Below are 26,570 nucleotides of genomic sequence, written 5' to 3' on the forward strand. Positions count from 1 at the left end.
CGGGGTCTTCCGTTCGGATCGGGCCGGATCCGAACGAGGCCCTGGGTCGGGATTACCCATCGAGGGGAACCATGAGACAGAAGATCGTGCGCCTGGTTCTGGTCGGCGGAGTGCTCGTGCTGGCCATGCTTCTTCTGCTCGCCACCTGCGGCAGCGGTGAGAAGAGCACGGACAAGCCGGAGAAGCAGGCCAAGAAGAAGAGCCCGGCCGAGGTGACACAGCTCACCGTTCCGTCCGCTTACGCGCCCGAGCGCGGCTGGGAGCTCATCGGGACCTCGCCCGACTACGCGATCTCCCGGACCACGGGACGCCTCGCCTATCTGGTGCGCGAGTCGGAGACCAAATACCGGCTCAGGACCATCGACAACAAGACGGGGCAGGCCGGCTGGCACGGCGAGAGCTGGCGGCCCCCGTCGCCGCACCAGTTCCCGAGGCTCCTTTCGGTCACCGTCGACGACCACGAGTACTTCGTGACGTGGGCGTACGGGAAGGTCGGCGAGAACGCGCTGACCCCCGCCGACACCATCGTGTCGCTGGACGTCTACGACGTGGAGGACGGCTCCCGGCGGCGCGTCGAGGTGCCGTGGAACTCGGTCCCGACGGTCTCCACCACCGGCCCCGGCATTCTGATCAGCGACGGCCGGACGAACGCCGCGGTGGTCGACCCGGTGACCGGCCGGGTGACCGACGTCTCGGCCTCCGCGCTCAAGTACCCGAAGGGCTGCAAGACCTGCAAGCAGCTCACCGAGGTGCGCGGGCTGGCGCAGAAGGGCCTGCTGGTCAGCGGGTCCAAGGAATTCTGGGTGCAGGGCGGCTGGTTCAGCCGCAATGTCGCGCCCAAGGGCACGGACAAGTACAGCGGGATCCCGACGTCGGTGGTCCCGGGCCTGATCCTGGCGAAGTGGCAGCTGGACAAGAAGGCGAAGCGCGCCACCACCCACGACATGTGGGTGGTGCACGACGTGGAGACCGGAAAGCCGCTGGCCTCGGTGGAGTGCAGCAAGCCCGCGATAAAGCCGGGCCAGTACCCGCAGCTCGTCTCCGCTCCCTCGGGTTCCTACCTGGTGGCCGGACCGCTCGCGTTCGACCTGGCCACGAAGCGGGGCTTCTGCTTCGAGGGCGCGGACGGCACGAAGCCGCTGACCCTGGCCTCGGTGAACGACGAGGGCACCGCGTACGGCGCGGCGAGCGCGCGCAACGCGGCCGATGTCCTGGCCGGCGGCGGCGCCCCCGTCGCGGTCGCCGTCCGCAGCGGCTCGACGGGCGCCCTGCCCTCGAACGTGCGCGTCCCGGGCATGGAGACCGCGGACGGCGTCGGCCTGTTCCGCTGGACCGACGAGAAGGACCGCCCGCATCTGATCGGGTACCCGAGGTCTTCGTAGCGTCGCGGAGGACCGGGGCGGAGGTCCGGGGCGGAAGACCGGGGCGGAAGACCGGGGCGGAAGACCGAGTGGAGGACCGGGGCGGAATCTCGTTCGCCCCGGTTCGAACCCCGCTGTTACAAGTGGGACATGGGAATCTGGACCGACGCCTTCATCGCGCCCCCGAAGCCCGTTCTCCTCCGGCCGGAGGCCGCGCGGACCCGGGCCCCGCCGCCCCTCCCGTCATGGAGCCCGGGTCCGCGCGGCCCGTGTCACGACGTCCGCCGCCAGGGCCTGCACAGCCCCAGGAAGCAGGCCATCGCGCCCAGCGCGCAGACCAGCTGGACGACGGCCATCGGGACGGCCGTGTCCTCGCCGGCGATCCCGACGAGGGGCGAGGCGATGGCGCCGATCAGGAAGGACGAGGTGCCGAGCAGCGCGGAGGCGGATCCGGCCGCGTGCTTCGTACGCATCAGGGCCTGGGCGTTCGTGTTCGGCATCGCCAGGCCCATCGCCGACATCAGCACGAACAGCCCGGCCGCGACCGGGACCAGGCCCACCTTCCCGAAGACCCCGGAGGTCATCAGCAGCAGCGCGGCCGCGGCCAGCACGATGACCGAGAGGCCGAAGGCGAGCGCCTTGTCCAGGCTGATCCGGCCGACCAGCACCTTGCCGTTGATCTGGCCGACGATGATCAGGCCGACCGAGTTGATGCCGAAGAGCAGGCTGAACGTCTGCGGCGAGGCACCGTAGATCTCCTGCATGACGAACGGCGATGCGCTCACGTACGAGAAGAGGGTGGCGAAGGCGAGGCTGCCCGCGATCATGTAACCGGTGAAGACCCGGTCGGCGAGCAGTCCGCGCATGGTGCGCAGCGCGTCGCCGACCCCGCCGGTGTGCCGGTCCTGCGGCGGCAGCGTCTCGTGCAGCCACTTCCAGACGACGAGGGTGAGCGCCAGGCCGACGACGGTCAGGACGGCGAAGATGCCCCGCCAGTCGGTGAACCGCAGCACCTGGCCGCCGATCAGCGGGGCGACGATCGGTGCGACGCCGGAGATGAGCATCAGGGTGGAGAAGAACCTGGCCATCTCCACGCCGTCGTACATGTCGCGCACCACCGCACGGGCGATGACGATGCCCGCCGCACCGGCCAGGCCCTGGAGCAGGCGGAAGCCGATGAGGAGTCCGGTGGTGGGCGCGAAGACGCAGAGCGCGGTGGCGACCACGTAGATCATCATGCCCACGAGCAGCGGCCTGCGCCTGCCCCACCGGTCGCTCATCGGCCCGACGACGACCTGCCCGAGCGCCATGCCGGTGAGGCAGGCGGTGAGGGTGAGCTGGATGGTCGCGGCCGGGGAGTGCAGGGACTCGGTGACCGCGGGCAGCGCGGGGAGGTACATGTCCATGGAGAGCGGCGGCAGAGCGGTGAGGCCGCCGAGGACGAGGGTGACGAGAAGTCCGGTGCGCCGGGCCGCTTCGGCAGCGGCTGGTTTCCCGGGTGGTGTGCCGGTGGTCCCGGGCTCCGCGGCCCGGGTTCCGGCGGTCGGTATGTCTGTGCGTTCCTGCTGGGCCCGGCTTGCGCCGCTCTCCGGCATTTCCATCTCCATGTCGTTGAATCCGCATCTATGCTCTCAGCTCAGCCGGACTGGTCGAGACCTCTTGGGGAGCAGGCATGACAGGCATGAGCGGCACTGTGCGATGGGGTGTGCTGGCGACCGGCGGTATCGCCACGACGTTCACCGAGGATCTCCGGTCGATGCCGGACACGGAAGTGGTGGCCGTCGCATCTCGGACGGACGCCTCGGCGCGGGCGTTCGCCGAGCGGTTCGGGATACCTCGGGCGTACGGCAGCTGGGCCGCGCTCGCCGCCGACGACGAGGTCGACGTGGTGTACGTCGCGACGCCGCACTCGGCCCACCTGGAGGCGGCCTCGCTCTGCCTGGAGGCCGGGAAGCACGTGCTGTGCGAGAAGGCGTTCACGCTGAACGCCCGGGAGGCGGACCGGCTGGTGAAGCTGGCCCGGGACCGGGGACTCTTCCTGATGGAGGCCATGTGGACGTACTGCAACCCGGTGATCCGGCGCATGACGGAGCTGGTGCGGGACGGCGCCATCGGTGATGTCCGCACCGTGCAGGCCGACTTCGGGCTCGCGGGCCCGTTCGGTCCCGGGCACCGGCTGCGCGACCGCGCGCTGGGCGGCGGCGCGCTGCTGGACCTCGGGGTCTATCCGGTGTCGTTCGCGCATCTGCTGCTGGGCGAACCGGACCGGGTGCAGGCCGACGCGGTGCTCTCCCCCGAGGGCGTCGATGTGCACACCGCGATGCTGCTGGGCTGGTCGGAGGCGGGCGCCTCGGCGCTGCTGAACTGCTCGATCGTGGCGGACACCCCGCAGACCGGCGCGGTCACGGGCACGAAGGGCCGGATCGAGTTCCCGCGCGGCTTCTTCTACCCGGAGCGGTTCGTGCTGCACCGGCCGGGACACGAGCCCGAGGAGTTCACCGCCGGGGCCGCGGGCTCGGGGCTGCGCAGGATGCAGTTCGAGCAGGCCGAGGTGGTGCGGGCGCTGCGGGCGGGCGAGACGGAGTCGCCGCTGGTGCCGCTGGACGGTTCGCTGGCCGTGATGCGGACGCTCGACGCGGTACGTGACCGCATCGGCGTCCGCTACGCGGCGGACGACCTCGGCTGACCGGGGCGGGGGCCGGGGCCGGAGAGCACCGCGACCGGGGCCCTACGCGGGCGTGAGGCCCTGGTTGCCCACCTCGGTGACGAACGACGCGGCCGTCGCGAGGGGCGCGCCGGGGGTGGTGACGGCGGACACCGTCCGGTAGTCGGCGCGCGCCTGCTCCCGGCCCAGTGTGACGACGGCGTATCCGCGGCGGCCGTTGAAGAACTTCATGTGCGGGTTGGCCTGCATCTGGTTGTTCCAGCTGCCGGGCTTGTCCGAGCCGTCCTTGCCGCTGGTGACGGAGGTGGCGACGATCTCCGTGCCGACGGTGCGGGACGCCGGGTCGTCGAAGTCCTTCTTCAGGTCGAAGCCGTAGCCGACGTGCACATCGCCGGTCAGCACCATCAGGTTGTCGACCCCGGCGGCCTCGGCTCCCTTCAGGATGCGGCCCCGGGAGGCGGGGTAGCCGTCCCAGGCGTCCATGGACAGCTTGAAGGCGTCGGTGGGGACGTCGCGCCGCTGGGCGAAGGTGACCTGCTGCGGTACGACGTTCCAGGTGGCCCGCGAGGCGTGCCAGCCGTCGATCAGCCAGCGCTCCTGGGCGGCGCCGGTCATGGTGCGCGACGGGTCCTGGGACTCCGGTCCGGGCGTCTGCCAGCCGTCGCCGTACGCCTGGTCGCTGCGGTACTGGCGGGTGTCGAGGATGTCGAACTGGGCGAGCCGGCCGAACTGCAGGCGCCGGTAGAGCCTCATGTCGGGGCCGGTGGGCCGCTGCGGGGCGCGCAGCGGCTGGTTCTCCCAGTACGCGCGGTACGCGGCGGCGCGGCGCAGCAGGAACTCCTCCGGCGGGACGTCGTTCTCGGGGGTCTCGCCCGCGTAGTTGTTCTCGGTCTCGTGGTCGTCCCAGGTGACGACGAAGGGGTGCGCGGCGTGGGCGGCGCGCAGATCGGGGTCGGACTTGTAGAGGCCGTACCGCAGCCGGTAGTCCTCCAGCGTGACCGTCTCCCGGTTGTAGTGGGCGGGAAGCCTGCGGTCGGTGTAGTTGCGGGCGCCGCCGGTGGCGTTGACGGCGTACTCGTAGAGGTAGTCGCCGAGATGGAAGACGACGTCGACGTCCTCCTGGGCGAGATGCCCGTACGCGGTGAAGTAGCCGTCGTGGTACGCCTGGCAGGAGACGGCGGCCAGGCTCAGCGAGCTGTTGCGGGCGCCGCGGGCGGGCGCGGTGCGGGTCCGGCCGACGGGGCTGGTCCACGTTCCGGTGCGGAAGCGGTAGTAGAAGACGCGGTCGGCGTCGAGGCCCTCGACCTCGACGTGGACGCTGTGGTCGAACTCCGGGTGGGCGGTGGTCGATCCGCGCCGCACGATGCGGGAGAAGCGCTCGTCGCGGGCGAGTTCCCAGCGCACCTGCACCCGTTTCCTGGGCAGCCCGCTGCCGGGCTCGTACGGGCGCGGCGCGAGTCTCGTCCACAGCAGGACCGAGTCGGGAAGCGGGTCGCCGGAGGCGACACCGAGGGTGAACGGGTCGTCGCCGATCTTCTCCGCGTCCAGCTCGGCGGCGCTCGCGGTGCCCGCTGCGGGCAGGTTGACCGAGAAGGCGAGCGCGGCTGCGGCTCCGGTGACGGTGAGGAAACGGCGGCGGCCGACCTGCCTGGCCGCGTCGCGCATCTCCTGCTGGTGCGATGAGTGTGTCATCTGTCCCTCCCCTGGCTGGTGATGTACTACGGCAGTTCACCGGCCCCGCACATCGGGCGGCTGTCGTGTTCGCGTCGCTCGGGCGTCGGGCGGATGAGGAATGCGGCAGCAATGGGTTCACAGGGACAAAGCCCGCATCCGTGACGGGCCAATGATCATCTTCGCCGGGCCGGGCGGGCCGCGAACGCGCTGTCGTACGCGCCGCCTTGCCCCCTGTGGCCTCACCCGTCGCCGGGGCGGCAGGGCGTACGCTGCGGCCCCATGAGCAACAAAGTGTTGAATTCCGCTCCGAAGACCGCGGTCGTGACGGGCGCGGGTTCCGGCATCGGCCGCGCGGTGGCGCTCGCCCTGACCGGTGCCGGCTGGTCGGTGGCGCTCGCGGGGCGACGGCCCGGGCCGCTCGCCGAGACGGCCGCGCTGGCCGGGGAGAACGCCCGGGTGATCACCGTCCCCGCCGATGTGTCCCGCCCCGAGGACGTGACCGCGCTCTTCTCCTCGGTACGGGAGTGCTTCGGCCGCCTCGATCTGCTCTTCAACAACGCGGGTACGTTCGGCCCCCGTTCCGTCCCCCTGGAGGACCTCTCGGTGGCGGACTGGCGAGCGGTGGTGGACGTGAACGTGACGGGTGCGTTCCTGTGTGCGCAGGCGGCGTACCGGCTGATGAAGGAACAGGACCCGCAGGGCGGCCGGATCATCAACAACGGCTCGATCTCGGCCCATGCGCCGCGCCCGCACTCGGTCGCCTACACCACGACCAAGCACGCCATGACGGGGCTGACGAAGTCGCTGTCACTGGACGGGCGCCCGTACCGGATCGCCTGCGGGCAGATCGACATCGGCAACGCGGCCACGGACATGACCGAGCAGATGCGGACCGGGATCCTCCAGGCCAACGGCGAACTCGTGGTCGAGCCGGTGATGGCGGCGGCGGACGTGGCGCGGACGGTACTCCACATGGCGGAGCTGCCCCTGGAGGCGAACATGCAGTTCGCGACGGTAATGGCGACGGCGATGCCGTACGTGGGACGCGGCTGACGGGGCGCGGCCGGCGGGACGCGACCGGGGAAACACGACCGGAGAGACACAACTGGAGAGACCGCCCCCAACGCGCTGCCCGTCGGGGGCGGTTGCCACCGATCGACCGGACTCCGGGCGGAATGAACACCCGCGTACCGGGGCGCCGCGTGCTGCCCTTATGCTGACACTCCTTCACCAGAACTCCACATAAGGAACACAGCATGCGCATACGCACCGCGGCTCCCCTCGCCCTGGCCGCCGCCACCGCCCTGGCCGGCTCGCTGCTCGTCGCGGCCCCCGCCTCGGCCGCCTCGCACCAGGGCGGGCTGCACCTCGGGAAGATCCAGTACGACAGCCCCGGCAAGGACAACCGCAGCAACACGTCCCTCAACGCCGAGTGGGTGGACGTCCACAACAACGGCAAGTCGAAGCTCCAGCTCAAGGGCTACAAGCTCAAGGACAACACCGGCTACACGTACACCTTCGGCAGCTACACCATCGCCGCGGGCAAGACCGTCAAGGTCCACACCGGCCGGGGCAAGAACGCGTCGGGCAACGTGTACTGGAACCGCGGTTCGTACGTCTGGAACAACACCGGTGACAAGGCCCGGCTGATCAAGCCGAACGGCAAGCTCCAGGACTCCTGCTCCTGGACGAAGTCGAGCAAGGGCACCAAGAACTGTCACTGAGCCGGTGCCCGCGGCTCATTCCCGTTCCGCTACGGCCGGCCGTAGCGGAACGGGAATGAGCCGGGCCGCGACGGGGTTGACGTGCGGCATGAGCCGGCATTCAGGTACCGAGGTCCTTCGCTACACCGCGTTCTCCGCCGACCCCGAGGGCGGCAACCCGGCCGGAGTCGTCCTCGACGCCTCCGGGCTCGACGACGCCGCCATGCTCGCCGTCGCGGCGGAGCTGGGCTACAGCGAGTCGGCGTTCCTGACCGGGCGGAGCGAACCGGGCGGTGCGGAGGCGCAGGACGGTACGGGCGGTACGGGGGCTCAGGACGGTGGCAGGACCCCGGCCGCCCGGGAGTACACCATCCGCTACTTCAGCCCGAAGGCCGAGGTCCCCTTCTGCGGCCACGCCACCGTGGCGACGGCCCTCGCGCTGGCCGAACGCGACGGTCCCGGCGATCTGGTGTTCCGTACGCCCGCGGGCACGGTCCCGGTCACCGTCACCCGGGAGGGCGCCGAGCTGCGTGCCACGCTCACCAGCGTCGAACCGGACGTCCTGGACATCGCCCCCGACGACCTGGCCGAGGCGCTCGCCGCCCTGGACTGGCCTGCCGCCGACCTCGACCCGGCGCTGCCGCCCCGGATCGCCTTCGCCGGCGCCCGCCACCTGGTGCTGGCCGCCGCGACCCGGGAACGCCTCGCCGACCTCTCCTACGACTTCGCGCGCCTGGAGGCGCTGATGCACCGGCTGAATCTGACGACCCTGCAACTGGTGTGGCGGCAGGCGCCGGACGTCTTCCACGTCCGCGACCCGTTCCCGGTCGGCGGCGTCGTCGAGGACCCCGCCACGGGCGCGGCCGCGGCCGCCTTCGGCGCCTATCTGCGCGACCGGTCCCTCGTCCCCGGCACCGCCGTCCTCACCCTCCACCAGGGCGAGGACATGGGCCGCCCCGGCACGCTCACGGTCGAGCTGCGGGCGGACGACGCCCGGGTGCGGGTGAGCGGTACGGGGGCCCGTATCGGGGACTGACGGACCGTACGCCGCCGCCCGCCGCCCGACGTGCGGCGTGCGGCGTGCGGCGTGCGGCGTGCGGCGTGCGGCGTGCGGCGTGCGGCGTGCGGCGTGCGGCGTGCGGCGTGCGGCGTGCGGCAGGCTGGCAGTCTGGCGCCATGGACCAGCACAGCACTCACGGCCCCGGACCGGGCCCCGGCCCCTCGGACCGTCCGGCCGACCGCCCGGCCCCGCGCCCCGACCGGGATCACGACGCCTGGACGACCATCGACGAGCTGCACGACTGGCTCGACGCGGAGACCGGCATCCCGCCCGAGCAGGATCTGCTGCTGCGGATGCTGAAGCTGTCGGAGGAGGTGGGTGAGGTCGCCCAGGCCGTCATCGGGGCCACCGGCCAGAACCCGCGCAAGGGTGCCACCCACTCCTGGCAGGACGTGGAGGCCGAACTCTGCGACGTCATCGTGACCGCGATGGTGGCCCTGCGCACCCTGACCCCCGACGCGGCGACCGTCTTCGCCGGGCATGTGCGACGCGTCGCGGCACGCCCGCGGACCCCGCCCGGCCCGTAGCGGCAGGCCCCGGCACCATGCCCCGACGAAGGATCCCGGGGCATGAGTGCCGACCGTGTCCGAACCACGCATCGCCCGGCAGCTGGTCACCGAGGCTGCGGCTCACTCCGAGGGCCGTCAGGCGCACAGCAGGCAGGTGGCCACCCAAGCGGTGGCCGCGTCCTGGCGCGAACGCGCGCTGAACGTCGAGGAGGGACTGAGTCAGTCGGCGGCAAAGATTCAGGCCCGGCGTCGGCACATCGGTGAACTCATGGCCCGCATCCGAGACCCCGAGCTCGGCCTCCCCGTAGATGCAGTCCAGCGGCTGACCACCGAGAGCACCACCCTCAAACAGCAGCTCCGCACACTGGCTGCGGATCACCACACACTGACGAACCGGCGCCGCCGCCCGGGACAACAACCACTCCCAGCCCCCTGCGGACGGGAACGCACTCGGCCCGTCTCACGAACAGCTCGCGATCCTCCACGGACGGCTGAGGTCTGGGCGATGAGCTTCAGAGGATCGGCGGGCGCCCCAACCGGGTCATGCGCCATACTGTGTGCCACTTCATCGGCTTACGCGGGCCGCACGACGTCCGTACGCCCTCGAAGAATCCGCCCCACCACGCCTTCAGGCCCATCAGGGACCGGGTCCGAGCCGTGGTGAGCAGGATCCACACACCGAGGTAGACCGGAATCAAGAGGACTGGAAGCCGACGGCGGGCCAGCCAGACCCGGTTGCGGGCGGTGAACCGGTAGTAGACCGCGTGCCGGGCGGGCGAGGTCTTCGGGTGTTGAAGGACGAGATCGGGTTCGTACAGGATCTTCCATCCCTCATCGAGCGCACGCCATGCCAGATCGGACTCTTCGTGCCCGAAGAAGAACTCCCCCGCCCACAAGCCGGTCTGCCGGAGCATGGGCATCGAGAAGGCATGTCCACCGCCGAGGAAGGCGGTCACGAGACCGCGGCGCATCGGATCGTCGGCCCGTAGCCGGGGCACCCAGCGTCGCTCGGTGTGCCCGTGCTCGTCAGCAACCCTGAATCCGATGATTCCCAGCTTCGAGTCTTCTGCGAACAGTTGCTGGACCTTACGGAAGACGTCGTCGGTGATGAGCAGGCCATCGTCGTCCAGTTCGATGACGACGTCGACGTCGTCCGAATCGCGCAACATCTCAAGCCCGACGTTGCGACCACCAGGGCAGCCCAGATTCTCTTCCAACGGGATCTTGGTCGCATCCGTCGTGACCTCGGTGAGGGGTGTTGCATTGCCCACCAGAACCACCCGTGCCGCAGGGACATCCTGCTTCTCCACCGAAGCGAGTAGAGCCTCCAGCTCCCGTGGGCGGGTTCCCATGGTCACGATGACAACTCCGATACGCGGCAACGACATAGCAACAAACTCCAGTGGTCGGCAGAGTGCCGATGCTAAGGGCTGTCCCGTAGTCCCACGACTCTGAGGTCATGCCGTATCCGGGGCGGCGCCGATGGCACCGGCCACGCGAAGCGAACGCCCGAGGTCTCCGGTGAGGATTCGGGGTGACGCCGCCACCAGCCGCGCTGGTGCAACAGCTCTCCCACCTCAGTCTCAGTAGCCACGGGCGTGAGGCTCTCATGCCGAATCCGTCCCCGGCCGGGGTGCACGGCTGCACGTCCCCGGGTAACACGGTGGTCGAGATGCCCCCCACGTAGTCGAGACCGCGTTCTTCCAGGCCAAGCCGGAAGCCCGGTGCAGCGAGACCCCGGCCCGGCAGTTGGTGACCTTGCCCGCGCTGCCGGTGTACTGCTGGGCCACACACGCCGACGCATCCCCGTCCTTGAGGAACCCGGTGTCATCAATGACCAGCGCAGTGGGCTTGATGACCAGCTGCATGCGCCAGGCCAGACGAGCCCGTACATGCGCCGGTTCGCGGACGAGGCCGAGCCGGGGGTTCAGCCGGATGTGTGGTGACCGTTGGAGTAAAGGCCCGATCGTCGTCGCCGGATACCGGGTGAGGAAGCGGACGCAGCTCCGAGGCGGCTGGAGACTTGGCCTACTCCCGGGGAGTGCAGATCTCGGAAGCGTCATGCGGAAGGTAGCGAGAGGGCGCCTGAATGGTCAGGCGGATGAGGCAGGCGACGGTGTCGCGGTCAGGATGCGTTCAGAATCGGCCCCAGGCCGGTGGTCAGCGTGACCGGTTCGATCTCGCGGTCGGTCAGGGGATGGAGGCCAGTGACGTTTCCTGGAAAGTCATGGAAGACGGCTGGCCACTGCGGGGGCCGCAGAACGTTTCCAAGTCAGCCACACCACCGCGGCCCGGTGGGCCGGCCGCTGCCGAGCACACGGCCCGGCAGGCATGGAGGACTGCTCCAGTCGCCCACACCACCAGCCTCTGCGCACGCCCGTCGCCATTGAGGAACAGATCATCCGTCAGTGGCGCGAACACCGCATCGGCCCGCTGCGGCTGACGGCCCGCGCCGGCGTCGCCGCCTCCACCGCTCACCGGATCCTGCACCGTCACGGCCTGCCCGTCCTTGCCGTACTGGACCGGGCCACCGGCGAGCCCGTTCGCTGCGACGAACGCGCCCGGCCCGCCGAACGGGTCCACATCGATGTCAAGAAGTCGGGTCCCGGACCACGGCTGGCTGGCCAATTTTGTTCGTTGCTCCAGGGAAGTGCGCCGTGACAGCATTCGGCGCGTGTTCGATATCGGGATGACATGACAGAGCCGCCTGCCCGGCGTTCGAGGATCGCTGACTTGGCCGATTGGCCTGCTCATGAAGGCCCAGCGGCACTGCGTGAGGTGCTGGAGCCGGCCCCTGCCGTGACGCTGGAGGGAGACCGGGCAGCGGCGGCTCGGCGGGAGTTCGCGGTGCTGCTCGGCGAGTTCCGTCGCACGGCGGTGCTGGTGCCGCTGGATGCGGCGGGGGATCTGTGGTCGGCGGAGCAGAACGGGGTCCGCTGGATCTGTGCGTTCTCGGACGAGGAGGCGCTGGCCCGGTTTGCGCGGGCTCGGGGGGATGCGGCGCGGGAGTGGGTGTACCGGACGGTGTTGGGTGCGCGGTTGCTGGATGTGATGGTGCCGTTGTTGCCGGGGCCGGCGGGGGTGGCGCTGGATGCGGGCAGTGAGGACGGCATGTTGTTCCCGCCGGTGGTGGGGATCGTGCCGGATTCGGTGGCGGTGGACCTCGGAGGTGTGGAGTGAGTGGGGACGGTTCCGATCTTCGTGTGCCGCCTGAGGCGTTGGCCGCGATTGCGAAGGGGATCGATCTGGCGCATGCCGAGCTGAAGGATCTCGGGATGGTCGGTGAGGCCTCGGCGGGTCGTGGTTTTTCGGATCTCGGCTTGTCGGGGATGGAGTTGGGTCACGGCGACCTCGCGGCGGAGTTCGAGACGTTCTGTGAGCGTTGGGAGTGGGGTGTGCGGGCTCTGACGCAGAAGGGCAACAAGTTCGCTGTGGGGGTCGGGTTGTCGGCGGGTTCGTTCGCGGAGCATGAGCAGTACGTCAAGGATTCGTTCAAGATCGGTGTGAATTCGCTGAACGGGAATCCGCACCTGTCCGAGGACGAGGTCAAGGAGATGAGCTGGGACACGGTCCGGAGCCAGTCGATGTACGACAACCCGGACTTCAGCGCGGAGTCGGCGCTGACGGCGTCCGAGGAGGTCAGCCAGGTGTGGCGGGACACCGGTGCCGAGATGGGGATCGGGGGGCCGGACCCCACGGGGAACGCCTGGACGGTGGATCCGGGATTACGGGAGGCGGTTGCTGAGGCCGAGCGGTCGGAGCGGGGGCAGGGGGACTGATGGTGGACTGGGGGAGGCTCGGGGACGGGCTGGTCGACGGCGCCGGTCATCTGCTCGACAAGGGCAAGGAGTTCGCCGGCGAGGTCGTCGACACCGGCACCGACATGCTGGGTGCGGGTCTCGACAAGGTCGGGGCGCACGGCTGGGCCGACGAGGTCGAGGACTGGGGGGATGAGACCGCGTCCTCGCTGGGGGCGGAAGTCAGTGAGAAGCAGCTCGGGCAGAGTGAGGAAGCGGACGAGCTGATCCACGGCAAGCCGGAGAAGATCGCTGCCACGGTGAAGAACCTCCGGGACTTCCAGCGGGCGTTCGATCTCGTCGGGGGCGGGATGAAGAGGCTCGACTCCGGCCACTGGAAGGGGGAGGCCGCCGATGTGTTCCGGAGGTATTTCGAGACCCTGCCGACCGACTGGCTGCGTGCGGCGGACGCGTTCGAGGACGCGGCCAGGGCGCTGGAGACGTACGCGCGGACGGTGGCCGGTGCTCAGGGCAAGGCCCAGGAGGCCATCGCCCTGTACAAGGAGGGCAAGCAGGACTACGAGACGGCTGCCGCCGAGTTCCAGCAGAGGGCGGAGGCGTACAACGCGGTCCGCAACACCGACCATCCGCTGCCGCATCCGGGGAAGTTCTCCGATCCGGGGCTGGCCAAGCGGCAACTTGCGCAGGATCTGCTGCAGCTTGCGCGGCAGACGCGCAACGAGGCGGCCGAGACGGCCAAGGGCGCGGTCACCGCGGCGATGGCGCACGCACCGAAGGAACCCGCCGGCCTGGACCGCCTCAAGCGGGAGGCCTACGACCACGCTTTGGGACAGGGCATCGAGCTCGCCCACTTCAGCGGCGGGATCGTCAAAGGCGGCGCGGGGCTGGTCAACTTCATCCGCTCGGTCAACCCGACGGACCCCTACAACCTGACCCACCCGGCCGACTACTTCACGGGCGTCCACATGACACTCGCCGGCCTCGTCTCCACCGGAGCCGACCCCGACCGGGCCCTCAAGAACGCCTGGGACTCCTTCAAGGACGACCCCTCCGAATTCACCGGCCGCCTCGCACCCGAAATGATCGGCACCAAGGGCGGCGGCCTGACCAAGGGCGGCCTGCGCGCCGGGATGAAGGACCTCCTCGAACGCCGGAAGGGCAAGAACCGGCACGGACACGAGGAGAACCCCGACTCCAACTCCCAGCAGTGCAGCAAGGTCAAGTGCGCCGGAGACCCCATCGACGTCGCGACCGGGCGCATGCTGCTCCCGCAGACGGACATCGTGCTGCCGGGATCGCTGCCCCTGGTCTTCGAGCGCGTCTTCGACTCTTCGTATCGGGCCGGCCGCTGGTTCGGATCCGGCTGGTCGAGCACAGTCGATCAGCGCCTGGAGATCGACGCGGAAGGCGTGGTGTTCAGCTGCAATGAGGGCAGCCTGCTGGCCTATCCGCATCCAGCGCCCGGCGTTCCCGTCATGCCCACACATGGTCGGCGGTGGCCTTTGGACCGGGTGGACGGCGGCTACACCGTCACCGACCCGGAGACCGGCCACGTCCGGCACTTCGTCGACCAACCCAACGGCGAGCTGGCACTCCTCGTCCAGATCGACGACCGCAACAACCGGTGGATCACCTTCGAGTACGACGAGACAGGCGCCCCGACTTCGATCGTCCACCACGGCGGCTACCACCTGAAACTCACCACGAACGACGGGAGGATCACCGCCCTCCACCTGGCGGGCGCCGCACCGGACGGCACCGACCAGGAGATCCTCCGCTACGGCTACACCGACGGCCACCTCACCGAAGTCACCAACTCATCGGGCAAACCCCTGCGCTTCGGCTGCGACGAACAGGGCCGCATCACCTCATGGACGGACACCAACGGCAGCCGCTACGAGTACGTCTACGACGAACACGACCGCTGCGTGCACCAGGCCGGCACCAACGGACACCTCGAAGCACGCTTCACCTGGGACGACACCGACCCCCACACCGGCCTGCGCATGACGTCCATGACCGACGGCCTCGGCCACACCACACGCTATGTGATCAACGACCGCTCCCAGGTCGTCGCTGAAATCGACCCCCTGGGCGCGGTCACCCGCTACGAGCACGACCGCCACCACCGACTGCTGTCCGTCACGGACCCGCTGAGCCACATCGCTCGCTCCACCTATGACGAGCACGGTCGTGCAACGGTGGTGGAGCGCCCGGACGGACGGCAGACGCGAACCGAGTACAACGAACTCGGGCTCCCGACACGCATCATCGGCACAGACGGCAATGTCACGCGCCAGTCCTTCGACGGGCGCGGCAACCGCACATCGATATCGGAATCATCTGGCGCGACCACCGCGTTCACCTACGACGACACAGGCGCGCTCACCTCCGTCACGGATCCACTCGGGCACACCTCGATGGTCGCCTCCGACAAGGCCGACCTCCCCCTCAGCATCACCGATCCGCTGGGGGCAGTCACACGGTACGAGCGCGACGCATTCGGCCGACCCGTATCCATCACCGATCCGTTGGGCGCCGTCACGCGGCTGGAGTGGACCGTCGAAGGCAAGCTCGCCCGTCGTATCGAGCCCGACGGCAGCACGCAGGTGTGGACGTACGACGGCGAAGGCAACTGCCTTTCCCACACGGACGCCGTGGGCGCTGCGACCCGCTTCGAGTACACGGTCTTCGACCTGCTGACGGCTCGCACGGGCCCGCACGGCGTGCGGTACGAGTTCGCCCACGATACGAACCTGCGCCTGACGGAGGTGACCAACCCGCAGGCGCTGGCGTGGTCGTACGCGTACGACCCGGCAGGCCGCCTGGTCGCAGAGACTGACTTCGACGACCGAACACTGACCTACGCGTACGACGCGGCCGGGCGTCTGACGTCCCGTACAAACGCGCAGGCCCAGACCGTCACGTACGAGCACAATGCACTCGGCCAAGTGGTTCGCAAGGACGCCGCAGGCGCGGTCACGGCGTTTGAGTACGATGTCTTCGACGAGCTGGCGGCGGCCACCGGACCGGACGCGACGCTGGTACGGCTGCGGGACCGCTTCGGCCGCCTCAAGTCCGAGACGGTGAACGGCCGTACGCTCTCCTTCACCCACGATGCACTGGGCAGGCGAACGGGCCGGACGACCCCGGGCGGGGCGGCGAGCAGTTGGTTGTACGACGCGGCGGGCCGCCGGGCCTCACTGACCGCCTCCGGCCGGACACTCACCTTCGCGCACGACGCGCTGGGCCGCGAAACATCCCGTACGGTGGGCGGCTTCGCGTCTCTGACCTCGTCGTTCGACGAGATGGGTCGTCTCACGGCCCAAGAGATCAGCGCGGGAGATGGCCGTCGTCTCCAGCACCGGGCGTACGCCTACCGTCCCGACGGCAACCTCGTCGGCACCGCCGACGCGCTCTCCGGCGCTCGCCGCTTCGACCTGGACTCAGCAGGTCGCGTGACGGCCGTACACGCGATTGGGTGGATGGAGAGGTACGCCTACGACGCGGTGGGCAATCAGGCGGAGGCTTCCTGGCCTTCTACCCACCCGTCACATGAGTCGGTCGGCCCCCGCACATACACCGGCACGAGTATCACTCGCGCAGGCTCCGTCCGCTCCGAGCACGACGCCCAGGGCCGTACCGTCCTGCGCCAGAAGATCCGGCTCTCGCGAAAGGCGGAAACCTGGCGCTACGCGTGGGACGCCGAGGACCACCTGACGTCGGTGGCGACGCCTGATGGCACGGTCTGGCGGTACACATACGACCCTTTGGGCCGCCGAATATCCAAACAATCCCCTTTGGAGACAGTCCACTTCACCTGGGACGGCGCGACCCTCTGCGAGCAGATGACAGAGGGCACGACCCTCACATGGGACTACGCCGGCTTGCGCCCCCTGACCCAGACGGAACGTCGCCACGGCTCCACCGACGACCGCTTCTTCGCCATCGTCACGGACCTGATCGGCACCCCGACGGAACTCGTCGACGAATCGGGCGCCTTGGCCTGGCGCGCGCGCACCACCCTCTGGGGCATTACCAGCTGGACCCGCGATGCCACGGCGTACACCCCGCTCCGCTTCCCGGGCCAGTACTTCGACCGCGAATCGGAACTCCACTACAACTTCTTCCGCTACTACGACCCGGAGTCGGCCCGCTACCTCACCCCGGACCCCTTGGGCCTGACGCCGGCAGACAACCCGGTCACGTACGTCCACAACCCACACGCGTGGAGTGATCCGCTCGGGCTCGGTCCATGTCCACCCCGGATCCAGGGTGGAGGCTGGGACCTCAGAGGGGATGCAAACCCGCTGAGCATCATCCCGAAGGACGCCGTTCAGGAACCTTGGAAGCCGATCCCGGGCGGTGTCGAGCACGGCATCAAGTGGAAGTGGACGGACGATGTCACGGGTAAGACGGTGCGTATGCGCGTCCACGGGCCCGACCTCGGCCCACACGCCGGCCCCAACGCCAGCAGCGGCCCTATCTACCGCATCCAGATCGGGCACCAGTTCCAGGACGAGGCAGGCAAGCTTTACCACGCGAAGATCGGAAACCCGAACAGTCCGAACTACAATGAGGCGGCGATCAACGACACCCACATTCCGTGGCCTAGCCATCTGCCGGTGCCGTACCCGCACTGAACTGGAAGACGGGACGTATGGAAAGTGAATATTATGTCGACTTCCTCCGAGACCTTCTGAGTCCCGACGAAGCGGTGCGTACGGAGGCGAGCGATCGCGTTCAGGACTTCGTGAACCTGCTCTCCGGCACCCAAGCCAGAGTGACAGGGGACCTGATCGCCATGCTGGCCCCGCACGAGGAATCCCGGGTGGCCCTGGAGGCGCTCTTGCATGCGCTGACCGATCTCGACGGATGCGGGAAGCTCGACGGTGTCGATCTCTCACCCCTGGGGGAAATCCCGGAATCCCTGATCCACGTGGAACACCGCGAGTACATGGAGGAATTTGCCCCGCGCATCGCGGGGGCGGGCAACGGCACGGCAGACTGAGCGTGGACTCGCGCCAACCTGAAGGTGAGGCGCCTGCCTTGGTTGAGCGAGCTGGCCAGGACCCACCGTAGTTCGCATCGTCGGCGGTACTGAAGAAGGCAGGCCAGGCTGTCTGGGCTCCGCCGGGGCCTGGTCGACGCGCGTGCGTACGTTGTCAACGGCGGGTTCACCCTGATCGAGCGACGACTCCGGGGCAGCTATCCCGATGGATAGGCCCTGTCCGCCTGGGACGCCCGTTTGGCGCTCTGGCGGTATCTCCCGCGCCCGGTGGGGGGAGGAGATGCGTCTGACCTTCGGTAACGACTGGCACGCAACAGTGACAGCCGATCCGCTGCCCATCATGCCCCGCTTCTCGGACAACTCCGTAGACATCGCGCGCTTCACTGGCGTGGAGGAGCGTGAGCGGTTTCTCATGGCCACTTTCGGCAGCCAGGAACAGTTGTGGGAAACACTCGACGTCCTCTGGTTCGACCCGAACAGCCGGAGGCTAACCGGTGCCGAGTTCCAAATGCCGGGAGAGTCCGCTTCCGCCGAGGACACCGCCCGCGTCACCTCCCTGCCCGCAGTACGCCAGGGTGGGCTCCGCGCGGACGAGGTCCGGGACTTCCGGCTGGAGATGTGCGAGGTGCTGTGCCGCACTCCTGGGGACACCGTGCTGACCGGTCTGCGCGACCGCGACGTCCTCAACGAGCCGCTGGAGGCCCGCATCGGCATTGCCCCCGATGTGGCCCTCCTCGTCCAGCACGGCACCGTCGTCGGCTGGAGTCTCACGGATCCGGCGCGTTACCTGGCTCAGGCATTCGCAGCCCCCGACCCCAACCCGCCGTTCCCCGCTACCCGGCGGCTGCTCACCGAGTGCCTGAACCTGATCACTGAGCCGTTGATCGACGACGTGATGGACGGCGAACCGGCCGCCCTGGCCCGGCTCAGGGCCGCCGACCAGGCCCTGCGCACTCAGCACGAGGACCGTTCCCGGGCCGACGCGCTGCTCGCGCTCATCGCCAACCTTGTGGAGGACCATCGAAACTGGTGACGGACAGCCGAATAAGCTGAGGCGAACTTGGCGCTGTAGGCCACGTTTCGTGGACTTCGCCGGTTGTTGGTCGCGTAGCTCCATATCTTCGCTGAGACCGGTGGCTGGCCGCCTGCTGCTGGGTGTGGGACTGGTCCGGCCGATCAAGGACACTTTCGGTGTTGCCTCGCGCTAGTCGGCGGGCCCCCTGTCGCGCTGTCGTAGGCCCAGCCTTCTGGCGACAGTGGCTGCTTCGGCAAATCAGGCCGGTCTCGACCGTGACGCTCATTTGACGCGGGTAAGCGTCGCGCGATGTCGCCCTTTCACCGCCTCCCATACGTGCCTGTGACGTGTCATCCCACGTCAAGCCGCATGTGTAGCGCTCCGAGGGAGGAGAACACGAGAAGACGGACCTGTCCTGGCGGGCGCTCGACGCGGGCTGGAAGATCCTCTACGAGCCCCGATCTGCTGCTTCAGCACCCCAAGACCTCCCCGGCCAGGCACTCCGTCTACTACCGGATGACGGCCCGCAACCGGGTCTGGCTGGCCCGCCGGAACCTGCCCCTCCCCCTGGTCCCCGCCTACCTGGGCACCTGGACCCTCCTCACCGTGGCCCGCACCCGGTCGGCGACGGGTCTGCGCGCCTGGGCCGGCGGCTTCGCCGAGGGTGTCCGTACCCCGTGCGGGCGAAGGCAGCCGATGCGGTGGCGCACGGTGTGGCAGATGACGAAACTGGGACGGCCGCCGGTCATCTGATCCACGTCGGGTCCACCGGTGCCGGGCGGCACGGAGCCAGTCCCGCGACAGGAGTTGCCGATGTCCGTCCGCAGAGTCGTCCCCAACATCCGGACCGCCGATGGGCCCACCGCCGAAGGGATGGAGCGGAGCGCGGAGTTCTACGGTCGGCTGGGCCTGCGGGAGGTCATGAACCACGGCTGGATCATGACGCTCGCCTCCGCGTCCGACCCCACGGTCCAGCTCAGCATCATGGGATCCGACGCGACCGCCCCGGTCACGCCGGACCTGAGCATCGAGGTGGAGGACGTGGACGCGGTGCACGCGGCCATGCGGGAGAGCGGCGCGGAGATCGTGTACCCGCTGCGCGACGAGGAATGGGGCGTACGCCGCTTCTTCGTCCGCGACCCGAACGGTCAGGTCGTCAACGTGCTGGGCCATCGCTGACGGACCGTTGCCCGATGGCGTCGCCTTCGGCGCCGTTGCGGTCGGCGCCGTTGCGGTCGTGGCCGGGGCCGTCGTACGGGAGGATCCGCCGCAGCAGGCCCCTGGGGTGGCCTCGCTTGCGCCATTCCCTCGGGTATCCGATGGAGACCTCTTCGAAGCGCACTCCGTCGTACCAGGTCGTCCGGGGTATGTGCAGATGTCCGTAGACCACCGCCGCCACGTTGAACCGCCGGTGCCAGTCGGCGGTGAGTCGGGTGCCGCACCACTGGGCGAACTCGGGGTACCACAGGACGTCCATCGGTTCGCGCACCAGCGGCCAGTGACCGGCGATGACCAGCGGAATCCCCGGATCGTGCGCCGCCAGGCGCTCCTGCGTCCGCGCCACCCGCGCCCGGCACCAGGCGTCGCGGCTCGGGTACGGGTCCGGGTGCAGCAGGAACTCGTCGGTGCACACCACCCCCGTCCGGTGCGCGTACGCCAGGGACTCCTCCTTGGTCGTCGTGCCCGGCGCCCGGAAGCTGTAGTCGTACAGCAGGAACACCGGTGCGACGGCCACCGGACCGTCGGGTCCGGGCCACAACGGGTACGGATCCTCCGGAGTGGCCACCCCGAGGCTCCGGCAGAGCTCGACCAGGTGCTCGTACCGCTCCTGGCCCCGCAGTCGGACCGGATCGTGCTCGGGCGTCCACAACTCGTGGTTCCCCGGGGCCCAGACGACTCGTGAGAACCGGTCCGCGAGCAGCCGCAACGCCCATTCCACGTCCGCGATCCGCTCGGCGACATCACCGGCGACGATCAGCCAGTCCTCGTCCGAATCGGGCCGCAACGACTCGACGAGGGGGCGGTTTTCCGCCATGCCCACGTGGAGGTCGCTCACCGCCAGCAGGGAACCGCGGCTTCCATCGGTGCGATCGGACAAAACGCTGAACCTTCCCACGGAGTGACTGAGCGGAAGACTGAACGGAGGGCCGAACGAAATAGTGCCCCACCACGGACCGTGCCATGGGTCCTGTCGGCAACCCGTCCGGCCGGGGCGCGCCCGGACCGGACGGGTTGCGGGACTGGCGGCCGGAGCCGGCGGAGGGATGATGGAGGCGTCCGTGGACCCGGCGCGGGACCGTCGGCAGGCGGCGAGAGGGAGCTGAGAACGAGGTGGACCGCAAGACCCTTCCGGGCGCCCCCGGCCACAACGGGCTCCCGTTCGCGGACAGCGCGGCCGGGGCCCTGCTCGACGCGGACGGGGTGGTCATCGGCTGGACACCCGCGGCCCAGGAGCTCCTCTCGCTCCCCGCCGACCGTGTCTGCGGCCGTCCCGCCCGGGAGCTTCTCGCGGATCCGGCCGGCCTGCCCGGACCGCCGGGCGGGTGGCCGGTGAGCGCCTGGTCGGGCGAGGCGGTGGTGCGTACCGGCCGGGGCGAGGAGCTGACCGTCGTCTTCCAGGTCCTCCCGCTGGCGGGGCCCGGCACCGGTGCCGGCGCCGAGGGGGCCGGGGGCCCGGCCCGGTACTTCGTGCTCGGGGCGCCCGCCGGGAAGGTCGCCCGGTGGCGGCAGGACCAGGCGTTCACCCGGGAACTCTTCCTTCAGGACCGGCTGGGTCTCGCCGTGTTCGACGCGGAGCTCCGGCTGGTCAGGACCAACACCCATCTGCTGCCGTACACCGGCCTCCTGCCCGACCTGCGCAACCGGCGCCTGGGGGACTTCCTCCAGGCGCCGGACGCGGCGGCGATCGAACGGCGGCTGCGCGAGGTGCTGCGGACCGGCCGGCCGCTGATCCTGGCGGAGGACACCGTACGGACCATCGAGGATCCGGGCGGCGGGGTGGTGATGGCCGTCTCGGCGTTCCGGCTCCAGGCACCGGACGGGCAGGTCTTCGGCGTCACCGCGCTGTTCACGGACGTCACCGAGCAGCGCCGGTCCGACGAGCGGCTGGCGTTTCTGCATTCCGCCACCGCGGCCGTCGGCGGATCGCTGTCCGTCACCGGCACCGGCGAGGAGCTGGCCGCCGTGCTGGTGCCCGGACTGGCCGACCTCGCCGTGGTGGAGATCGCCCGGGCGGTGTTCACGGGCGAGGAACCGGCTCCCGGCGAGGACGGGACGGTGCCGCTCCGGCTGACCGCGGCGGCCGGGGAACGGGCCGGGGAGGTGCCGACCGGCACCGTGGTCCCGGCCGATGCCGGCTCCGCCCCGTCCGTCGGCTGCTCTCCCTCGTCGATGACCGCCCCGTTGCGGGCCCGGGGCAGCTTCCTGGGCCGGGTGACCGTACGGCGCGGCCCCGACCGGCGGGACTACGCACCGGCCGACCTGGACCTCCTGTGCGAGGTCGCCGCCCGCGCGGCCCTCGCCCTGGACAACGCCCGCCGCTACACCCGGGAACACCGGGCCGCCGTCGGCCTGCAACGCAGTCTGCTGCCGCCCGCACAGGCCGAGACCGTCGCCGTGACCACCTCCGGCTTCTACCTGCCGGCCGATACCGCGACCGGCGTCGGCGGCGACTGGTTCGACGTGATCCCGCTGTCCTCCGCCCGGGTCGCCCTGGTCGCCGGGGACGTGGTCGGCCACGGACTGGGGGCCACCGCCACCATGGGGCGGCTCCGTACCGCCGTCCGCACCCTCGCCGACCTCGATCTGGAGCCGGACGAGCTGATGGTGCACCTCGACGACCTGGTCTCTCAGCTCCGCGACGAACCCAACCAGCCCGACGGACCGGACGACCTGGACGGCCTGGACGGCCTGGACGACCTGGACGACCTGGACGGATCGGGGGAATCCGGTGGACCGTGGGAATCCGGTGGGCCGGGCGGGTCCGGTGGGCCGGGCGGGTCCGGTGGGCCGGGTGAGGCCCCCGGGGCCGGCGGACCCGATCGGCCCAGCCCCGTCACCCGGCCGGACGAAGACGGGGCACCCGGCGATCTCCGGGCCGATCCGGTCGGCGCCACCTGCCTGTACGCCGTCTACGACCCGGTCTCCCGGCACTGCGCGATGGTCTCCGCCGGACACCCCCCGCCCGCCGTCGTGGATCCGGACGGGACCGTCTCGTACGTGCCCCTCAACCCCGGGCCGCCACTGGGCGTCAACGGTCTGCCCTTCGAGGTGACCGAGGTGGAACTGGCGCCCGGCAGCCTGCTCGTGCTCTACACCGACGGGCTGATCGAGGGACGCGACAGCGACCTCGACGAGGGCATGGCGGAGCTGAGCCGTCGGCTGGCCCGCCCCGGCGCCGCCACCGCACCGTTGCGCGAGCTCGGCCAGGAGATCATCTCCGCCCGGCCCGCGCACCAACTCGCCGACGACGTGACCCTGTTGCTCGCCCGCACCCATGCGGTACCGGCCGGCAACACGGCTGTCTGGCCCGTGGCCGCCGACCCGGCCGCCGTCGCCCAGCTCAGGCAGGACGCGGCACAGCAGTTGCACGCCTGGGGGCTGGAGGAGCTCGTCTTCACCACCGAGCTGGTGCTGAGCGAGCTGGTCACCAACGCCATCCGCCATGCCGGCGGCCCGGTCGAGGTGCGGCTGATCCGCGCGGCTCAGCTGACCTGCGAGGTCTCCGACCCCAGCGCCACGCAGCCCCGCATGCGCCGGGCCCTGCTCACGGACGAGGGCGGCCGCGGCCTGTATCTGGTCGCGCAGCTCACCACGCGCTGGGGCAGCCGTTACACCCGGCGCGGCAAGACAATCTGGGCCGAACAGCCGATTCCGGATACTCCGGATGCCCCGGACGCCCCGGACGCCCCGGACGCTCCCGCCATCTGATCCGCCCGCACCTCCGAACCGGCCCGCACCTCCGAACCCGCCGAAACGGCCGCGCGCCCGCCCGAACCGGACGATCCGCTTCCCGCCGCGTCGGCCCGCTTCCCACCGCCTCCGCATCGGTTCGCTGAACTCCCGTACCCCGGCGGCAGGTTGCCGGATTCCGACGCCCGGCCCACCCGGCAGACGGCTTCCCTCGGCGCATACGGCCCGGAGCGCATCGCTCCCGCCGGACCGTACGGCGACCCTGACGAACCCTTGAGTACCCCAACGCCCCCATGCTAGAAAACGCTTACCACGCTGGCATTCCCGCACTGGCTCACTCTCCCCCGGAGCTTCGATGACAACTGCCTGGTCCCGTCGTGCCCTGCTGGCCACCGGCGGCGGTGCGGCGCTCGCCCTCGGCCTGCCGACCGCCGCGTCCGCCTCCGGCCCCGCCGCCCTCCCGGCTTCCGCCGCCTCCGCCACTGCCGCCGACGCCGCCGACGAGTTCGCCGCCCTGCGGGCGAAGTGGCGCGATCTGTACCTGGGAACCGGCTTCAGCCCGACCGCCGAGCCCTTCAAGTCGAAGCTCGCCGAGCTCGGTACCCAGGCAAGCGGTTTCCGTTCCACGATGGTCCCCGCGCCCGGCTCCCTCTGGCCGGACCTGGTCCATCTCGACCCCGAACCGGACACCGACACCGAGTCGTTCGGCTTCTCCGCCAACATGAACACCAGTTACAACCGGCTGCGCACCATGGCGGAGGCGTACTCCCAGCCGGGCACCGGGCTCACCGGCGACACCGGCCTCAGGGACGCGGTCATCACCGGCCTCGACCATCTGTACGCCGATGTCTTCAACGAGACGACCACCCGTTACGGGAACTGGTGGAACTGGCAGATCGGCGCGCCCCAGGCCCTCATGGACACCTGTGTGCTGCTGTACGACGCCCTGTCGGACGCCCAACGCGCCGCCTACTGCAAGGCCGTGGACAAGTTCCTGCCCGACTCCGCCGTCGACTCGTACACCGGCACCAGCACCGGGGCCAACCGCGTCGACCTGTGCCGGGGCATGATCCTGCGCGGCATCGTCGGCGCGAACACCGCCAAGATCGCGCGGGCGGTCGCCGCGCTCTCGCCGGTCTTCCCATACGTCACGACCGGTGACGGCTTCTACCCGGACGGCTCGTTCGTCCAGCACACCTCCATCCCGTACATCGGTGGTTACGGCGCGGTCCTCAACGACGGTCTCGGCAGGCTCTTCGCCCTGCTGCGCGGCTCGACCTGGGAGATCACCGATCCGGGCAGCAAGCAGTTCCTCGACACGATCGACGCGGCCATCGCCCCGTTCATCTACGACGGCCTGATGATGGACAACGTCTCGGGCCGCGGCATCACCCGCGTCGGCTCCAGCGATCACACCCGCGCCCACGGTGTGATGGCCTCCATCGTGCTGCTCGGCATGGGCGCCGGCCCCGAGGAGAACGCCCGCTGGCGCGCCATGGTCAAGGGCTGGCTGAAGCGCGACCACTACGCCCCGGCGCTGAAGTCCGGCTCCCTGAGCCTGGTCAACACCGCGCGGTTGCAGGCGCTGTTTGACGACACGTCCGTCACCGCGTCCCCGGAGCCGTCCGCGCACCACGTCTTCCACAACATGGACCGGGCCACCCACCGCCGCCGCGGCTGGGGCGCCGGTCTCTCGATGGCCTCCGAGCGGATCGCCCACTACGAATTCGGCAACGGGGAGAACAAGCGCGGCTGGCACACCGGCGCGGGCTGGCTCCAGTGGTGGGGCGACGGCGCGGGTCTGGAGCAGTACTCGGACGCGTACTGGCCGACCGTCGACCCGTACCGGCTGCCCGGCACCACCGTCTCCCGGAAGAAGCTCGCCGACGGGCAGGGCGGCGCCTGGGCCAACCCGAAGCCGGGCACGAAGTGGGTCGGCGGCACCGGCGACGGCGAGTTCGGCACCACCGGCCAGCACCTCCAGGGCCTGGCGAGCACGATGCACGCCCGCAAGTCGTGGTTCTGGCTGGACGACTGCGTGGTCTGCCTCGGCTCCGGCATCACCTCCACCGACGGCGCGGGCGTCGAGACGGTCGTCGACAACCGCAGCCTCGGCGCGAGCGGCACACCGCGGCTGCTGCTCGACGGCAGGGCCCAGCCCACCACCCAGGGCTGGACCACCACCCGCACCACCACCTGGGCCCACCTCGACCGGCACGCCGGCTACGTCTTCCCCGGCGGCACCGAGCTGCACGCACTGCGCGAGGAACGCACCGGTGCCTGGAAGGACATCAACGACGGCGGGACCGGCACGGCCGAGACCCGCCGGTACGTGACCCTCTGGCAGGACCACGGCACCGACCCGGCGGACAGCTCCTACGCGTACATCCTGCTGCCGGGCGCGAGCAGCGGGCGCACCGCCGCCCGCGCCGCGGACACCGGCTGGCTGCGGATCCTCGCCAATGACGCCGGGCGCAGCGGCATCAGCGTTCCCTCCCTCGGCTTCACCGGCGTCAACTTCTGGGCGGCGGGCACGGCGGGCAAGGTCACGGCGAGCGCCCCGGTCTGCGTACAGATCCACGAGAAGCGCGACGGCACCGCCACGATCTGTGTCGCCGACCCGTCCCGTACCGTCACGGGCCTGACCCTCACCTGGCGGCGGCACGTCAAGTCGGTCCTGTCCAAGGCGGAGTCGGTCACCGGCGTCCGGACCGGTTCCTCGGTGACGGTGACCTTCGGCGACCTGAGCAGCAGCCGGGGCGCCACGCACACGGTGCGCGTGCGGGTGCGGTGACCACGGGCCGCGTGCGGTGACCACGGGCCGCGTGCGGTGACCACGGGCCGCGTGCGGTGACCACGGGCCGCGTGCGGTGACCACGGGCCGCGTGCGGTGACCACGGGCG

The 26,570-nt window shown here is 70.2% G+C and carries 18 protein-coding genes and 3 pseudogenes; 16 read left to right on the forward strand and 5 right to left on the reverse strand.

From position 1 onward, the window contains the following. Nucleotides 1-71: 71 nt before the first annotated feature. Nucleotides 72-1,382 carry a hypothetical protein gene (locus tag ABZ622_RS32940; protein WP_360549519.1) on the forward strand — a complete coding sequence of 437 codons (1,311 nt, stop codon included), beginning with the start codon at nt 72-74 and terminating at the stop codon, nt 1,380-1,382. 251 nt (nt 1,383-1,633) lie between these two features. Here ABZ622_RS32940 and ABZ622_RS32945 read toward each other — a convergent pair whose 3' ends face one another. After that, the gene (locus ABZ622_RS32945; RefSeq protein ID WP_360549597.1) at nt 1,634-2,956 is read right to left on the reverse strand and encodes a multidrug effflux MFS transporter; all 1,323 of its coding nucleotides are present in this window, start codon (nt 2,954-2,956) and stop codon (nt 1,634-1,636) included. Nucleotides 2,957-3,042: 86 nt separating this feature from the next. Here ABZ622_RS32945 and ABZ622_RS32950 point away from each other — a divergent pair, with 86 nt between their 5' ends. Continuing rightward, complete coding sequence (locus tag ABZ622_RS32950; RefSeq protein WP_360549521.1) at nt 3,043-4,047, forward strand: Gfo/Idh/MocA family oxidoreductase; 1,005 nt, start codon at nt 3,043-3,045, stop codon at nt 4,045-4,047. 42 nt (nt 4,048-4,089) lie between these two features. On the opposite strand, the gene ABZ622_RS32955 is transcribed toward ABZ622_RS32950, so the two are convergent. Next, nucleotides 4,090-5,718, reverse strand: a complete 1,629-nt coding sequence (locus ABZ622_RS32955) for an alkaline phosphatase D family protein (RefSeq protein ID WP_360549523.1) — start codon at nt 5,716-5,718, stop codon at nt 4,090-4,092. A 261-nt stretch (nt 5,719-5,979) separates the two neighbouring features. On the opposite strand from ABZ622_RS32955, the gene ABZ622_RS32960 reads away from it, so the two are divergent. The 4 genes from ABZ622_RS32960 (at nt 5,980) to ABZ622_RS32975 (ending at nt 8,990) form a co-directional block, all read left to right on the forward strand. Next, on the forward strand, nt 5,980-6,753 hold the full coding sequence (locus tag ABZ622_RS32960; RefSeq protein WP_360549525.1) for an SDR family oxidoreductase: 774 nt from the start codon (nt 5,980-5,982) through the stop codon (nt 6,751-6,753). Between the two features lie 203 nt (nt 6,754-6,956). Beyond that, nucleotides 6,957-7,424 carry a lamin tail domain-containing protein gene (locus ABZ622_RS32965; protein WP_360549527.1) on the forward strand — a complete coding sequence of 156 codons (468 nt, stop codon included), beginning with the start codon at nt 6,957-6,959 and terminating at the stop codon, nt 7,422-7,424. 88 nt (nt 7,425-7,512) lie between these two features. Next, nucleotides 7,513-8,439: a PhzF family phenazine biosynthesis isomerase gene (locus ABZ622_RS32970; RefSeq protein ID WP_360549529.1), complete on the forward strand. Its 927-nt coding sequence runs from the start codon at nt 7,513-7,515 to the stop codon at nt 8,437-8,439. 140 nt (nt 8,440-8,579) lie between these two features. Further along, nucleotides 8,580-8,990, forward strand: a complete 411-nt coding sequence (locus ABZ622_RS32975) for a MazG-like family protein (protein ID WP_360549531.1) — start codon at nt 8,580-8,582, stop codon at nt 8,988-8,990. A gap of 494 nt (nt 8,991-9,484) precedes the next feature. On the opposite strand, the gene ABZ622_RS32980 is transcribed toward ABZ622_RS32975, so the two are convergent. Both ABZ622_RS32980 and ABZ622_RS32985 read right to left on the reverse strand, forming a co-directional pair. Continuing rightward, on the reverse strand, nt 9,485-10,360 hold the full coding sequence (locus ABZ622_RS32980; RefSeq protein ID WP_360549533.1) for a glycosyltransferase: 876 nt from the start codon (nt 10,358-10,360) through the stop codon (nt 9,485-9,487). 339 nt (nt 10,361-10,699) lie between these two features. Next, nucleotides 10,700-10,870, reverse strand: a pseudogene (locus ABZ622_RS32985) (transposase); the annotation flags it as partial. Between the two features lie 299 nt (nt 10,871-11,169). Here ABZ622_RS32985 and ABZ622_RS32990 point away from each other — a divergent pair. The 8 genes and pseudogenes from ABZ622_RS32990 to ABZ622_RS33025 all read left to right on the forward strand — a co-directional run. Continuing rightward, nucleotides 11,170-11,576: pseudogene (locus ABZ622_RS32990) on the forward strand (leucine zipper domain-containing protein); the annotation flags it as partial. Between the two features lie 90 nt (nt 11,577-11,666). Then, entirely contained in the window at nt 11,667-12,152 is a 486-nt protein-coding gene (locus ABZ622_RS32995) for an SseB family protein (RefSeq protein ID WP_360549535.1), read from the forward strand. Further along, nucleotides 12,149-12,751 (forward strand): hypothetical protein, encoded by a 603-nt coding sequence (locus ABZ622_RS33000; protein ID WP_360549537.1) that lies wholly within the window; start codon nt 12,149-12,151, stop codon nt 12,749-12,751. Before ABZ622_RS32995 ends, ABZ622_RS33000 begins: the two co-directional genes overlap by 4 nt. After that, entirely contained in the window at nt 12,751-17,373 is a 4,623-nt protein-coding gene (locus tag ABZ622_RS33005) for a putative T7SS-secreted protein (protein WP_360549539.1), read from the forward strand. Before ABZ622_RS33000 ends, ABZ622_RS33005 begins: the two co-directional genes overlap by 1 nt. Nucleotides 17,374-17,390: 17 nt before the next feature. Beyond that, entirely contained in the window at nt 17,391-17,741 is a 351-nt protein-coding gene (locus tag ABZ622_RS33010; RefSeq protein WP_360549541.1) for a hypothetical protein, read from the forward strand. A gap of 340 nt (nt 17,742-18,081) precedes the next feature. After that, nucleotides 18,082-18,774, forward strand: a complete 693-nt coding sequence (locus ABZ622_RS33015) for a hypothetical protein (RefSeq protein ID WP_360549543.1) — start codon at nt 18,082-18,084, stop codon at nt 18,772-18,774. A gap of 377 nt (nt 18,775-19,151) precedes the next feature. Then, nucleotides 19,152-19,509, forward strand: a pseudogene (locus ABZ622_RS33020) (glycosyltransferase family 2 protein); the annotation flags it as partial. 60 nt (nt 19,510-19,569) lie between these two features. Beyond that, nucleotides 19,570-19,935: a VOC family protein gene (locus ABZ622_RS33025; protein ID WP_360549545.1), complete on the forward strand. Its 366-nt coding sequence runs from the start codon at nt 19,570-19,572 to the stop codon at nt 19,933-19,935. Here the strand turns inward: ABZ622_RS33025 and ABZ622_RS33030 are convergent. Further along, on the reverse strand, nt 19,913-20,872 hold the full coding sequence (locus ABZ622_RS33030) for a metallophosphoesterase (protein ID WP_360549547.1): 960 nt from the start codon (nt 20,870-20,872) through the stop codon (nt 19,913-19,915). The two genes, ABZ622_RS33025 and ABZ622_RS33030, sit on opposite strands and share 23 nt — an antisense overlap. A 215-nt stretch (nt 20,873-21,087) precedes the next feature. Between ABZ622_RS33030 and ABZ622_RS33035 the strand changes: the two genes are divergently transcribed. Both ABZ622_RS33035 and ABZ622_RS33040 read left to right on the forward strand, forming a co-directional pair. Further along, nucleotides 21,088-23,685: a SpoIIE family protein phosphatase gene (locus ABZ622_RS33035; RefSeq protein ID WP_360549549.1), complete on the forward strand. Its 2,598-nt coding sequence runs from the start codon at nt 21,088-21,090 to the stop codon at nt 23,683-23,685. Nucleotides 23,686-24,022: 337 nt separating this feature from the next. Next, on the forward strand, nt 24,023-26,461 hold the full coding sequence (locus ABZ622_RS33040) for a polysaccharide lyase 8 family protein (protein ID WP_360549551.1): 2,439 nt from the start codon (nt 24,023-24,025) through the stop codon (nt 26,459-26,461). Nucleotides 26,462-26,570 lie beyond the last annotated feature (109 nt).

This window comes from Streptomyces sp. NPDC007164, from assembly GCF_040634135.1.
Lineage (GTDB): Bacteria > Actinomycetota > Actinomycetes > Streptomycetales > Streptomycetaceae > Streptomyces > Streptomyces sanglieri.